We start from the raw sequence: 13,237 nt of genomic DNA, 5'->3' as shown, positions 1-13,237 counted from the left end.
ATGGTAGCCAACCGAGGCCGGTTCGCCTTGGACACATCTTTCGTGATTAGAGAAGCGCAATAAATGCACTGAAAAAGACATGATTGTTCTATCCTTTAGCAACAATCATTGGCGGCGCTTCGTTTCACTCGGGCGCATTGGAGACATCATGGAATTGCTGCAATCGATGCGACTATTCGCGCGCCTGGCCGAACTCGGCAGTTTCACAAAAGCCGCCGAATCGCTGGACATTGGGCGCCCCCAGGTCACTCGATATATCCAGGAACTGGAAACGTCATTGGGCGTGCGCTTGTTCCAGCGCACCACGCGAAAGGTCGCACTGACCGCCGAGGGCGAGCGGTTCTATGAACGCGTGCAGGAAATTCTCGCGGATATCTCCGCTGCGACCACGATGTTCGACCGCACCGGAGCAACACTCGCCGGCCGGCTGCGCATTGATATCCCCACCGCGTTCGCACAAGTGGAGTTCATCAACAGTCTCAAAGGATTCGCCGCTGCGTTCCCGGGTATCAACATCGTGCTGGGCGTCACCGACCGAACCGTCGACCTGATCGGCGAAGGCATCGATTGTGCGTTGCGCATCGGGGACTTGCCGGACTCAACCCTGATCGCCCGCCCTATCGCATTGGCAACCATGGTGACCTGCGCCGCCCCTGAGTACTTGCACACGCAAGGCCTGCCTGAAACGCTCGATGATCTGGCCGCCCACCGAGGCGTCAACTTCTTATCCGGCCAGAGCAACAGGACACTGCCTTGGCACTTTTCAGTCAACGGACAGAGTCGGACGTTTATCAGTAATGCCGGTATCACCGTCACCGAGTCGAATGCCTACGTGCAATGCGGTGTGTCCGGCTTCGGCATCATCCAGGCACCTGGGATAACCGTTGCAGAACATCTGGACAGCGGCGCTTTGGTGGAGATATTAAGGCCCTATCGGCCAGCCCCTCGCCCGGTGTCACTGCTGTACCCAAGCCGAACTCATTTGGCGCCCCAGGTGCAGGTTTTTATCGATTGGCTGCAGAAGCATTTCCCGCAGTTGCATGCTGCGTGGCTGGAGAAACCCGCCCATTCACGACTCAAGTCGTAAGCCTAGTCATTGATGCCGAGAGCCGATGCGGCGAGTTTCGCAACCTCAAGGGTACTGCCCGGCCCCTCACCGTCTTCAAGCATCCAGGTGACTGACAATCCTGCCCACGCGAGAACCCATTGCAGGAGTCGCCGGCGCTCAATACCGGAAGCGTTTGCGACAACTTCAATGCGACGCGCGAAGCAACCTGGTGCCAGAGCGCTTTCACCGTCGGGATTGCAAAAGATGTTCGCATAATCAAAGCCCCACTCGCCGTACAGGCCTTTGGGGTCGATAGCGAGCCAGCCGGAGGGGCCGAAATCCAGCACATTGCCATGGTGGATGTCGCCATGCAGGACCGTGACATCGCGTGGATCGGCCAGGAGTTCGCGCGCATTTTTTGCGCAGTGTCCAAGGATGCCGCCGTGCGTCGCCGCCGTGCTCCAGAGCGCCTCGAACCATTGTGTCAGTGGAACCAGGGCGGGGCTCGGCGAGGAGCGCGGTAGATGAAGGTCGGCGGCTACCGCACAGAGGATGCGCGTGGCCTCGTCGTCCCTGCCACCACTGACCATCTGTATGAGCGAGCCCGAGCCCATCGCACGCGCCATAAGCAAAGCTTCGCCATCATGCGCCAACACGGGCGCCGCCCCTTTGCCGTCCCACCAAGCCATGAGCACGCTACCCGCTTGCTCCTCGGCCACCTGAGAGATTTTCAGCATGGCGGGCAGACCGCGCTGTCGTACGGGCAGCAGATTACCGTTCAGCGAGACGATAGCGTCACCGTCGATGGCCAGGTCCCATCGTTTCATGTATTGATCAAACATATCTTCACTCAATCCAGAGTTTTCCAACGTGACAACTTCTCACCTCGATTCACTAAGAGCCACAATCAGGCAGTGCCAACCTTCCCTCCCCCCGTCCCCCTGGGAAATCGCGGGGGAGTTCACTGTCGCCAGCTTGTTTGACGTTGGCTTCGACCGAGACTCGGAACTATTACTCGTATCTTCGAGTTCAGGACTGGGCCTGTTCGATTGTGAAACGGGTCAGAAAATCGCCCGGCACACGTCTGAGCGCCCGCTCACCGATAGGTTTCTGGAGTGTAAAGGCATCGGGGCGCTTGAGGGTAAAACCCTACAAATGGCCGGCATTCTTGGCGGTGGCCTGCCCTCGATCGCCCCTGATGACTGGGCTGTTGAGACCGTGTCGCTGCAGTGGCCCGAACATCATTTGCTGTTAGTCGAACCTGGGGCGTGGCTGTATGGTGCCCTATACGACAAGCCCTCTACATTCCACAAACTGGCCATTGAGTCCGAGTTGAGAGCGTTTGGGTTTTCGTACACAGGCCGGACGTTGGTAATCGCAACATCCAATGAGCTTGTGATTTACAGGCGTCACCGCTGAAATCGGGCTGACGATGTAGAAATCGGCCAGCGCGAATTCATCGTCCAGGATCCCGACGGTTATCTTGTGAGGTTGGTCGAGCGTCTGGGTGAACGGCCGGTGGGTTCAACTTGGAGCAGGCTAAGGCGAGCGTCCGTTCGGCGGCACATGCCAGGTGGGCGAATACGTCACCTTCATAGTATGGTTGCGACCACCAACCAACACAGGACTTGAAGGTTACCCATGCGTTTACTTTTTCCGCTGGCCGTCAGCTTGACCCTGATCGGCTGCGCCACCACCAAAACCGACGTGCGCAACGAAGCCCAGATCAGCCAATACGACCCCGCCAACTCAGCCCGCCTCCGCCTGATCACGGGTGACACCACCAACGCGGGCTTCCTCAGTGGCCAGACCTGCGAAGCGTTTTACAACGGGTCCCTGCTGACCAAAACGCCTGAAGAAGCCGGGTGGCAAAAAGCGCATGTCGACTCGGCGGGTCTCTACCCTTTCAGGGCCACTGACAGTCAGAACAGCGTGATTGGCATGCCTGCCAGCAAGGCGAGCAAAGCCATCAACCAGTCGCCTAAAGTGTTTGACGAGCATGTCATTCCGGCGGGTAAACCCTTTATTGCAGGGTTCGCCATGGGCGGTTCGCAAATGTCCTGCTTTCCCGCGCCTGTCACACTCATCCCCGAGCCCGGTAGAGACTATGAAATGGAACTTCAGATGGTCAAAATCAGCACGTTCAAGGCCGGTTGCGTGATTGCCGTTCGCCAACTCTCCGTTCAGGGCAACAACACGGTTGAAACACCGCTCAGGCCGCAGGTGTGTGCCAAAACCCCTTCGGGTTGGTACACCGTTACCCCGACACCTTTGCCCTGAACTGCCTGGGCAGGACATCTCCCTGACCTGGGACCCGGCGTGTGTTCATGGAGGAAAAATGCGGATCTACATCACAGGTGCATCGTGCGCCGGCGTCACCACGCTGGGTCACAACCTCGCCACGCGGCTGGGTCTACGACAAGTCGACGTCGATGACTTTTACTGGATGCCCACAAACCCTCCTTTCACCACCAAGCGACCTCCCGCTGATCGCGTGTCATTGATGCAGCAAGCATGCGGTCACGACGGCTGGGTGCTGAGTGGTTCTTGCATGGTGTGGGGCGATGCGCTGATTGCTGATGCCGACCTGATTGTGTTTGTGGTCACCCCCACGCCCGTTCGACTCGAACGCCTGGCTGCCCGCGAGAAGGCGCGTTTTGGCGAGCGGATTGCACTCGGTGGTGATATGCACGCGATACACGTGGGCTTCCGGGAATGGGCTTCGCAATACGACGATCCGAATTTCTCAGGGCGCAACCGGGCGTGGCATGAGACGTGGTTATCACAGCAGACGGCTCCGGTCTTACGGATTGACGGGATGCGGGGTGCTGAACAGATGGCCGCTGATGTCGCAAACGCCGCGATAGCTCAAAACACGAACGGCTGAGGCTGTCCAACGACCTCCACTCCCCTTATCCTCACACCTCCCCGCCCCCGCGAACCCGGAGCCGCCATGGACCTCGCCACCCTCGCCCTTTTCCTCCCCGCCTGCTTTGCCCTGAACATGGCGCCAGGCCCGAACAACCTGCTGTCCGTGAGCAACTCTACCCGCTACGGCTATCGCACATCATGCCTGGCCGGCATTGGCCGCTTGCTGGCCTTCGCCGGCATGATCGCCCTCGCCTCTGCGGGTTTGGCGGTGGTGCTGCAAACGTCTGAGTTGTTGTTCTACGGGATCAAGATCCTGGGCGCGGCGTATCTGTTTTATCTGGCGTTTCAGTTGTGGCGGGCCAATCCGGATGCAGAGGCGCAGTCCGCGACGGCCAAGGTGGGATTGTGGGCGTTGGCGCGGCAGGAGTTCTTAGTGGCGGCGGGCAATCCGAAGGCAATCCTGATCTTCACCGCCTTCCTGCCGCAATTCGTGGTGCCCGGCGAGCCCATCACCCCGCAATTCGCGCTGCTCGGCGCGATGTTCCTGGTGCTGGAGTGGATCGCCATCAGCGCCTACGCCTATATGGGCCTGCACATGCGGCGCTGGTTTGCCGAGCCGCGGGGCAAGCGGATTTTCAATCGGTGCTGCGCGGGGTTGTTGTCGGCGGCGGCGACGGTGTTGTTGATGGCACGCAGGGCTTGAGACATGACTAGAAACGAACTCGCCGCCTTTTACCAAGGCTATATCGACTGCCTGAACCGTCAGGATTGGGCGCGCTTGGGTGATTTCGTGCACCCGGACGTAACCTACAACGCCGAACGAGTCGGCCTCGCCGGCTACCGCGCCATGCTGGAACGGGATTTTCGCGAGATACCGGACCTGGTGTTCCGGATCCAGCTGCTGGTGGCCGATCCGCCGACGGTTGCCAGCCGCCTGAATTTCACTGTGACGCCCAGGGGCGAGTTCTTCGGGCTGCCGATCAATGGGCGCACGGTGACGTTCGACGAAAATGTGTTCTACGAAGTGGTGGACGGTAAATTTGTCCACGTGTGGTCGGTTATCGACAAGGGGGCCATCGAGCAGCAACTGGCCGTCTAGACTCTACACGGCCCTTTTCCTGTGGAGACCGACCATGAAAAGCAAGAACACCCTCTGCCTCTGGTACAACGGCACCGCCCTGGAGGCCGCCACCTTCTACGCCATGACCTTCCCCGACAGCAAGGTGAACGCCGTGCACCTGGCGCCCGGTGATTACCCGTCCGGCAAACAAGGCGACGTGTTGACCGTGGACTTCACCGTGTTGGGCATCCCTTGCATCGGCCTTAACGGCGGGCCGATCTTCCCCCATACCGAGGCGTTTTCATTTCAGGTGGCCACCGATGACCAAGCCGAGACGGATCGTTACTGGAACGCCATCGTCGGCAACGGCGGCCAGGAAAGCGCCTGCGGCTGGTGCAAGGACAAATGGGGGGTGTCGTGGCAGATCTCACCGCGCGTGCTGACCGACGCGGTCACCCACCCCGACCCGGCCGTCGCCAAGCGCGCCTTTCACGCGATGATGACCATGAAGAAGATCGACATCGCCGCCATTGAATCGGCGGTGGCCGCTGGCTAAGGCAACACCTTGAGCATGGCCTTTGCCGCCAGGGCGTGGACCTTGCGGGTGGGGTGCCATTCGTCCCAGTAGTAATGGCCATCGGGGTTGGCGCACGCCGGTTTCACGTCCGGGTAGGTGGGCTGGCAGGGCGTGTCCATCTCCGTGAACCCATTGGCTGGCGGATTGGCGCGTAGCGCGTCGCTGAACGCCAAATGGTCGAAGTAAGTGACCTTCGCCCCGCCGATCTGCGCCAACACGGCCGGTAGCTTCTGTGCGAGCAACTGCTGGTAGTGCTTGGCGTTGCCGACCTGGTTGCCCTGCACCACGGCGGGCACGTGGCTGAGGTCCGTGGTGCCCACCACCATCACGTGCCTGGCCCCCGCTGCCACCAGTTGCTCGGTGGCATTGCGGATGTTGGCCAGGCTGGATTCGCTCAGGGCTTCGATGGTTTCAGGATGGGAGAAGTCGGTCCATTCGAAAAAATCGTTGGCCGAGATGAAAATGAAATACAGCGCCTTGGGGTCGGCCTTGTGGGACTTGGCGGCCTGCAAATGCTCGGCAACCTGGCCGAGTACGCCGGTGTCCTGGGTCGGCATCATCCACGTGTAGTAGTTGCCGTGGCCACTTTTGGCGCCGCCCACCGCGTAGTCGGTCAGCGGTGTTTTTAATGCCTGGGCCAGGCCTTCAACGGCGGTTGGGCCATTGCTCCAGCGTCCCTTCCAGTACAGCGGGCCGGGCAGTGCCTGGGCGTCCTTGACCTTCTGCGCGGCAAGCCTTGTGGTGAGCACGTCGCCCGCGCCATTGTCGGAGTAGCTGTCGCCAAAGGCATACAGGTGGTCGTAGGTCGAGGCGCCAAAGGCGGTCGACACAGACAGGGTCAGCAAGGCAGCCAAACACGCGCGTCGGATCATCGAGGTTCTCCCGGAAGGTGCGAATAGACTACCGGCTGGTTGAAAGCACGGCAGGACGATTGCGACGCGCACATATCCGGCGACGGCTACACCCTTGCTGTGCCGGGGCTTACGGCCAGGTTTGGCGCTCCACCAGCAACATCCGGCTAAAGATCCGGCCGCGCCTGCCGTCACCCTTAAATCCCTGAATGGACTCAATGAGGCTCTCGTGCGTTTTATCACTCCCCTTTTGCTGATCGGTGGCATCGCCACCCTGGCCGGTTGCGCCACCCAGAAAGTCAAAATCGATCAAATGTTTTCCCTGGCCCTGAGCCAACCGCTGGTTGAGAACAGTATCGTGCGCGAAGGCGATACGTTGAGCTTCGAGGTGCTGATGCCCACGCTCCCAAACAACCCCGTGCGTCGCACCCTGCAATTTGAGGCCGCTTGTTCTTCCACCCAGTTGCACCTGCTGTACATGGACGCGGTCAAGCGCCTGTATCCAGGCAGCGTAGGCCGCTATGCTAGCGCGCAAAAGCTGTCGCCGGAGTTGCACGCAACCCTGGCCACCAACCAGACGTTCGTACGCGCCTGTGCCGAAACGCCAAAGCCCGACTGGCGCCTGGTACAGGCTAATGAGCGTGGCGATCAGGTGTTGATCGACGCCAACAGCATCAAGACCGTCAACGGCGAAACGCGCTTTTGGGCGGCCTTCGATAACCCGACAGTGCTCAACGACCTGCCGTACAACGCCCCTTACGCGCAAAAACGCGAACGCTTCGCGGTGTCGTGCAAGAACGGCACCTACATGGAATTGGCCGGCTACGACATCGACGCCAACAACCGCGTCAGCGACGGCCGTGTCGACAGCTTCCCCACGCAACAGAACATCGCCGGCAGCAATGCCGACTATGCGTTGCTGTTCAACAACGTTTGTACCAGCCCGGAAAAGATCGCCACATTGCCTGCTTTCAAGCCGCGTATGAAAGCACCGGTCACCATCGCCCTGACGTCGGTGCAACCCGCAGTGCTGGCGGCCATCGCGCAGTTGAACCTGGACAAGCCCGCCCATTCGTTCAAGTACGTACAGTTTGTCGGCACCAGCAACTACCGCGGCAAGACCAGCGATAACAAAAGCACCCAGTTCATCAGCCAGGATGCGCCGAGCGGGCAACTGGCCCTGGCGACGCGTGGCGACGGCTATGAAAGCCAGGCCGTGAGCTGGCGTAACTTGTTCCACTTGGTGTCGAAAGCCACCTACGGCGGCTCAGGCATGGCAGAAAGCTCGACCCTGACCCAGCTGAGTTTCACCGGTAACTGGAAGGCCTTGCCCCTGGGCGAAACGGTGACCTATACCACCACACGCGCCAGCCTCAACAGCCTGATTGGTAGCAGCAATTCGTCACTCACCACGCGTTGCCAGGTTGAACGTGAACTGCAAGCCAGTGAACTCAACGCGAAACTGTCGGGCACCGCCAAGGCCTTGTCCTGCCGCAGCGACGGTGACAAGTACAACCGTGTGAACCACCTGTACTTCCTGGCCGACTACGCCTACTTCTTTGAATCGAGCACCGACAAGAACGAGTTTTTCTACTCCGACTCGCGTATCGATAGATTCGAGTAAGCCCCGTTCGAGTAAGCCCCGTTGACACACTCTGTAATCTTCCGTGAAGATGGAGGCCTTATTCAGGGTGTGTCATCTCATGACTGCAACGTCTTCCGTTAACCTTTCCGTCATTGGCTCCGTTGCCAAGGCGCAAGGTTGCGTTGCGCACGCCCTCAAATCGAAGAAACAGTCGCTCATGTGACCGGGGCGCGCTGTCCCGTCAGATGAGCTGACAGGACATTGAGCGCGACGGCCTTCCTCCCTTGCACAATTCCCTCTGCCCTTCTGACGGTGACTCCAGCGGTCAATCATCAGGAGAAAGTGCATGTCATCGTTTCAAGGTATCTGGGTTCCCGTGGTCACGCCGTTCCAGGACGGCGCCATCGATTTCATCAGTCTGCATCGCCTGGTCAGCCATCTGCTGGACAAGCACGTGGCCGGGATCATGGTGTGCACCACCACTGGAGAAGCGGCGTCGCTGAGTCGCCAGGAACAGTTGGCGGTGCTCGATGCCGTGTTGCAATGGGTGCCGGCAAACCGTGTGGTGATGGGCCTGGCGGGCTACAACCAGATTGAGCTGTTGCACTTCCAGCGCGAAATCCTGCAACGCCCGGTCGCCGGTTTGCTGGTGCCGGCGCCCAGCTACATCCGCCCGTCCCAGGCCGGTCTGGAAGCGTTCTTCCGCACCGTGGCCGATGCGTCCAGCGTGCCGATCATTCTGTATGACATCCCCTACCGCACCGGGTCGACCTTCGAGCAGGCCACCTTGCTCAACATCGTCGCCCATGAGCGGATCGTCGCGATCAAGGACTGTGGTGGCAACCTGGGCAATACCCTGGCGCTGCTGGCCAGTGGCAACGTGACGGTGTTGTGCGGCGAGGATATCCAGATCTTCAACGCCCTGTGCCTGGGCGCGACCGGGGCGATTGCGGCGTCGGCCCATGTACACACCGAACGGTTTGTGGCGCTGTGGCAGCAGGTGCGGGACAACCAGCTGTCGGAGGCGCGGGAGACGTTTTTCCAGTTGCTGCCCTTGATCAACACGCTGTTCATGGAGCCCAACCCGGCGCCGGTTAAAGCGGCCCTGGCGTTGCAGGGGTTGATCAGCAGCGAGTTGCGCGCGCCAATGCAGCGCGCCAGCGATGCGGTTGTCACCCGGCTGACGCAGTTATAGGAACCGGCTGACAGAGGCGATCTGATCGCCTCACACAGCCGTTACTAATGGTCATATTTTTGGTTGGCGATAGCGCAGACGGCCGCGTAAGGTCGGCTGCACGTTGCATCGGTCAGGGGATCTGGATGAAATCACTGCGTTTTCTGATACTGCTCAGCCTGGCGGGTTGCTCTGCCCACTCGGCAGTACTGCCATCACCCGCGCCTGACAGTTTTGAACACTACCGTCAGCAAACCCTGTTGGACCTTGAGCGCGACCGACGCTTTCAAGACACCGACCACAGCTTGGAGCTGGACTGGAATGCGCCGCGTGAATGGGTCGCGCAAACGCCCAATGGCCACGGCGTTTTGCTGGTGCACGGCTTGGGCGATTCGCCGGGTTCTTTCAGCGATATTGGCGCGCATCTGGCCTCGCGGGGCTATCGAGTACGCACGCTGTTGCTGCCAGGGCATGGCACACAACCCTCGGACATGCTGGACGTCGACATCGAGGATTGGCGCCGAACCGTGGCCCAACAAGTGGAGCTGCTGCGTCGAGAGACGGACCAGGTCTACCTGGGTGGTTTCTCCACCGGCGCCAACCTGGTGCTGGAGTACGCCATGGACAATCCGGACATTGCCGGGCTGTTGATGTTTTCCCCGGCGTTCAAGGCGCGCAATCGCTATATCTGGCTGCTGCCCTGGCTGGCCCACATCAAGCCATGGCTGCGTGACCCGGACGGTCCGCGACAGCAACAAACACCGCTGCGCTACCAGAATGTGCCTACCAATGGCTTTGCCCAGTTCTACCAGACCAGCAAATCTGTCATCGAAAAGTTGGAAGAGCGGCCGTTTGATCGACCCGTGCTGATCGTCAGCGCGGCCCATGACTCAGTGGTGGATGTGGAGTTTGTACGGCAGAGCTTCGCTGAGCGCTTCACCCACCCGGCCTCACGCATGATCTGGTACGGCGAGCCCGCCACGTCGCCGCAACTCCCGCGTTTACTGGTGCGCACTGACCACCTCCCGGCCCAACAGGTCAGTCGGTTCTCCCACATGGGCGTGCTGTTCGCACCCGACAACTCCCTGTACGGGCCCGGCGGCAGCCAGCGCGTGTGCCTGAACGGCCAGACCGATGAGGACTTTGCGCGTTGCCGCGCAGGCGAGCCCGTGTGGTATTCGGACTGGGGTTATCGCGAGCCGGGCAAAGTGCATGCGCGGCTCACCTTCAACCCGTATTTCGACTGGCAGGCCCAGGTCATGGACCAGGTGATGCAAGCCTCGTCACCGGCATTGACCCAGCGGCAAAAGCAACCCTGAAGGCCAATGCGCCAAAAAAAGATAAACAGCGGACTCCCCGGTTGCGAGTGCCGCGTTCCGGGCCTATGGTCGAAGGCACACTTTGCATTTTGTTGCATTTTGCGGTCCACCCCGACGCCAACTCGCACCAGGTGACACCATGCCCAGCCCTTCCCGCCCCGCCGTCCTGGAACTGATCGGCAATACGCCGCTGGTTCGGGTCAGCCGGTTCGATACCGGCCCCTGTACGTTGTTTCTCAAGCTTGAATCCCAGAACCCCGGTGGCTCCATCAAGGACCGCATCGGCCTGGCCATGATCGACGCCGCCGAACGCGACGGCCGTTTGCGCCCCGGCGGCACCATTATTGAAGCCACCGCTGGCAACACCGGCCTGGGCCTGGCGCTGGTCGGTCGGGCCAAGGGCTACCGGGTGGTGCTGGTGGTGCCCGACAAGATGTCCACGGAAAAAGTACTGCACCTCAAGGCCATGGGCGCCGAGGTGCATATCACCCGCTCCGACGTGGGCAAGGGCCACCCCGAGTATTATCAGGACGTGGCCGCGCGCCTGGCCAAGGACATTCCGGGCTCGTTCTTCGCCGACCAATTCAACAACCCAGCCAACCCCCTGGCCCATGAAACCAGCACCGCGCCGGAAATCTGGGCACAGACCCAGCATGATCTGGACGCCATCGTCGTAGGCGTCGGCTCAGCCGGTACTCTCACCGGCCTGACGCGCTTCTTCAAGCGCGTACAACCCGAATTGGCGATGGTACTGGCCGACCCGGTGGGCTCGGTGATGGCCGAATACAGCCGCAGTGGCAAGATGGAAACGCCGGGGTCCTGGGCGGTGGAAGGCATTGGCGAAGACTTCATTCCGTCGATTGCCGACCTGTCCAGCGTGCGCCAGGCCTACTCCATCAGCGACGAAGAAAGCTTCGACCACGCCCGGCAGTTGCTCAAGGCCGAAGGCATTCTCGGCGGTTCCTCCACCGGCACCCTGCTGGCTGCGGCCCTGCGTTACTGCCGCGAACAGACCACACCCAAGCGCGTGGTGACCTTTGTCTGCGACACCGGCACCCGCTATTTGTCGAAGGTCTACAACGACCAATGGATGAACGACGCTGGCCTTTTGCACTACAAGCACTACGGCGACCTGCGCGACCTGATCGCGCGGCGCTTCGAAGACGGTCGTGTGATCAGCGTGAGCCCCGACGACACCTTGCTCACCGCGTTCCAACGCATGCGCCTGGCGGATGTGTCCCAGTTGCCAGTGTTGGTGGACGGTCAGAAGCTGGTGGGCGTGATCGATGAATCCGACATCCTGCTGGGCCTGCATCAGGACGCCACGCATTTCTCCATGATTGTCTCCAGCGCCATGACCAATACCCTGCAAACCCTGTCCCCCAGCGCCAGCCTCGCGCAACTGCAGGCGGAGCTGGATCGCGGCCTGGTCGCCATTATTGCCGACGCCTCGGGCTTCCATGGCCTGATCACCCGCGTCGACCTGCTCAACCACCTACGGAGATCCCTTGCATGAGCCCATCCGACAAAAGCGCCTTTGCCACCCGTGTGATCCATGCAGGACAGTCCCCCGACCCGACCACGGGCGCGCTGATGCCGCCGATCTACGCCAACTCCACCTACCTGCAAGACAGCCCCGGCGTACACAAAGGCTTCGACTACGGCCGCTCCCACAACCCCACGCGGTTTGCCCTGGAGCGCTGCGTGGCGGACCTGGAAGGCGGCAGCCAGGCGTTTGCCTTCGCCTCTGGGCTGGCGGCGATTTCGACGGTGTTGGAGTTGCTGGATGCCGGCGCCCATATCGTCTCCGGCAATGATTTGTATGGCGGCACCTTCCGGCTGTTCGACAAAGTGCGCCAACGCAGCGCCGGGCACCGCTTCAGCTTTGTCGACCTGAGTGACTTGTCGGCCTTTGAAGCGAGCCTGCAGGACGACACGCGCATGGTCTGGGTCGAGACCCCCAGCAACCCGCTGCTGAGCCTCACAGACCTGAGCGCCATCGCCCGAATCTGCCGTGATCGCGGCATCATTTGCGTGACCGACAACACCTTCGCCAGCCCGTGGATCCAGCGTCCTCTAGAACTGGGCTTTGATGTAGTGGTGCATTCCACCACCAAATACCTCAATGGCCACTCCGATGTCATCGGCGGCATTGCCATCGTCGGCGACAATCCTGAACTGGCCGAACGCCTGGGCTTTTTGCAAAACTCGGTGGGTGCCATCGCCGGGCCCTTCGACGCGTTCCTCACCCTGCGCGGCGTGAAGACCCTGGCGTTGCGAATGGAACGCCATTGCAGCAACGCCCTCGACCTGGCCACCTGGCTGGAGCAACAACCGCAAGTGGCACGGGTTTATTACCCAGGCCTCAAGTCCCATCCGCAGCATGACCTGGCGCGCAAACAGATGCGTGGGTTTGGCGGGATGATTTCGATTGACCTGAACAGCGACCTGGCCGGCGCCACGCGCTTCCTGGAAAACGTCAAGATCTTCGCCCTGGCCGAAAGTCTTGGCGGTGTGGAAAGCCTGATCGAACACCCGGCGATCATGACCCATGCGAGCATCCCGGCGGCAACGCGGGCGCAGCTGGGGATTGGGGATGGGTTGGTGCGGTTGTCGGTGGGGGTTGAGGATGTGGAGGATTTGCGGGCGGATTTGGCGCAAGCCCTGGCACACATCTAACAGCAGACATCGATTCCCTGTGGGAGCTGGCTTGCCTGCGATGCAGACACCTCGGTATTTCAGATGTACCGAG

Annotated in this window: 13 protein-coding genes and 1 pseudogene; 12 read left to right on the top strand and 2 right to left on the bottom strand. The window is 60.7% G+C overall.

All coding sequences use genetic code 11. The features are described 5' to 3' along the window. Positions 1–148: 148 nt before the first annotated feature. Positions 149–1,087: a LysR family transcriptional regulator gene (locus tag ACP7EW_RS22150; protein ID WP_426219729.1), complete on the top strand. Its 939-nt coding sequence runs from the start codon at positions 149–151 to the stop codon at positions 1,085–1,087. Between the two features lie 2 nt (positions 1,088–1,089). Here the strand turns inward: ACP7EW_RS22150 and ACP7EW_RS22145 are convergent, their stop codons facing one another. Then, on the bottom strand, positions 1,090–1,890 hold the full coding sequence (locus ACP7EW_RS22145) for an aminoglycoside phosphotransferase family protein (protein WP_426219727.1): 801 nt from the start codon (positions 1,888–1,890) through the stop codon (positions 1,090–1,092). A gap of 580 nt (positions 1,891–2,470) precedes the next feature. Here ACP7EW_RS22145 and ACP7EW_RS22140 point away from each other — a divergent pair. The 6 genes and pseudogenes from ACP7EW_RS22140 to ACP7EW_RS22115 form a co-directional block, all read left to right on the top strand. Continuing rightward, positions 2,471–2,569, top strand: a pseudogene (locus tag ACP7EW_RS22140) (VOC family protein); the annotation flags it as partial. Between the two features lie 120 nt (positions 2,570–2,689). Next, positions 2,690–3,328 (top strand): hypothetical protein, encoded by a 639-nt coding sequence (locus tag ACP7EW_RS22135; RefSeq protein WP_426219725.1) that lies wholly within the window; start codon positions 2,690–2,692, stop codon positions 3,326–3,328. A 58-nt stretch (positions 3,329–3,386) separates the two neighbouring features. Beyond that, complete coding sequence (locus tag ACP7EW_RS22130) at positions 3,387–3,935, top strand: adenylate kinase (protein WP_426219723.1); 549 nt, start codon at positions 3,387–3,389, stop codon at positions 3,933–3,935. 66 nt (positions 3,936–4,001) lie between these two features. Continuing rightward, positions 4,002–4,622, top strand: coding sequence for a LysE family translocator (locus ACP7EW_RS22125; RefSeq protein WP_426219721.1), 621 nt, complete (start codon positions 4,002–4,004; stop codon positions 4,620–4,622). A 3-nt stretch (positions 4,623–4,625) separates the two neighbouring features. Next, complete coding sequence (locus ACP7EW_RS22120) at positions 4,626–5,018, top strand: ester cyclase (RefSeq protein ID WP_426219719.1); 393 nt, start codon at positions 4,626–4,628, stop codon at positions 5,016–5,018. A gap of 34 nt (positions 5,019–5,052) precedes the next feature. Then, positions 5,053–5,535 carry a VOC family protein gene (locus tag ACP7EW_RS22115; protein ID WP_426219717.1) on the top strand — a complete coding sequence of 161 codons (483 nt, stop codon included), beginning with the start codon at positions 5,053–5,055 and terminating at the stop codon, positions 5,533–5,535. Here the strand turns inward: ACP7EW_RS22115 and ACP7EW_RS22110 are convergent. Further along, the gene (locus ACP7EW_RS22110) at positions 5,532–6,428 is read right to left on the bottom strand and encodes an SGNH/GDSL hydrolase family protein (RefSeq protein WP_426219715.1); all 897 of its coding nucleotides are present in this window, start codon (positions 6,426–6,428) and stop codon (positions 5,532–5,534) included. The genes ACP7EW_RS22115 and ACP7EW_RS22110 overlap by 4 nt on opposite strands. Before the next feature lie 208 nt (positions 6,429–6,636). Here ACP7EW_RS22110 and ACP7EW_RS22105 point away from each other — a divergent pair, with 208 nt between their 5' ends. The 5 genes from ACP7EW_RS22105 (at position 6,637) to ACP7EW_RS22085 (ending at position 13,164) form a co-directional block, all read left to right on the top strand. Then, complete coding sequence (locus ACP7EW_RS22105; protein WP_426219713.1) at positions 6,637–8,031, top strand: hypothetical protein; 1,395 nt, start codon at positions 6,637–6,639, stop codon at positions 8,029–8,031. Positions 8,032–8,338: 307 nt separating this feature from the next. Beyond that, positions 8,339–9,187: a 4-hydroxy-tetrahydrodipicolinate synthase gene (gene dapA / locus ACP7EW_RS22100; protein WP_426219711.1), complete on the top strand. Its 849-nt coding sequence runs from the start codon at positions 8,339–8,341 to the stop codon at positions 9,185–9,187. Between the two features lie 125 nt (positions 9,188–9,312). Then, the gene (locus tag ACP7EW_RS22095) at positions 9,313–10,485 is read left to right on the top strand and encodes an alpha/beta hydrolase (protein WP_426219709.1); all 1,173 of its coding nucleotides are present in this window, start codon (positions 9,313–9,315) and stop codon (positions 10,483–10,485) included. Positions 10,486–10,624: 139 nt separating this feature from the next. Further along, a complete protein-coding gene (locus ACP7EW_RS22090) occupies positions 10,625–12,001 on the top strand; it encodes a pyridoxal-phosphate dependent enzyme (RefSeq protein WP_426219707.1) in 1,377 nt (458 codons plus the stop codon). After that, on the top strand, positions 11,998–13,164 hold the full coding sequence (locus tag ACP7EW_RS22085) for a cystathionine gamma-synthase (protein ID WP_426219705.1): 1,167 nt from the start codon (positions 11,998–12,000) through the stop codon (positions 13,162–13,164). Before ACP7EW_RS22090 ends, ACP7EW_RS22085 begins: the two co-directional genes overlap by 4 nt. The last annotated feature ends 73 nt before the right edge of the window (positions 13,165–13,237 follow it).

The organism is Pseudomonas sp. DWRC2-2, assembly GCF_049897885.1.
GTDB lineage: Bacteria > Pseudomonadota > Gammaproteobacteria > Pseudomonadales > Pseudomonadaceae > Aquipseudomonas > Aquipseudomonas azotoformans_A.
Note: the sequence above shows the minus strand (reverse complement) of the source record. Positions and strands in the feature narration are given on the sequence as shown.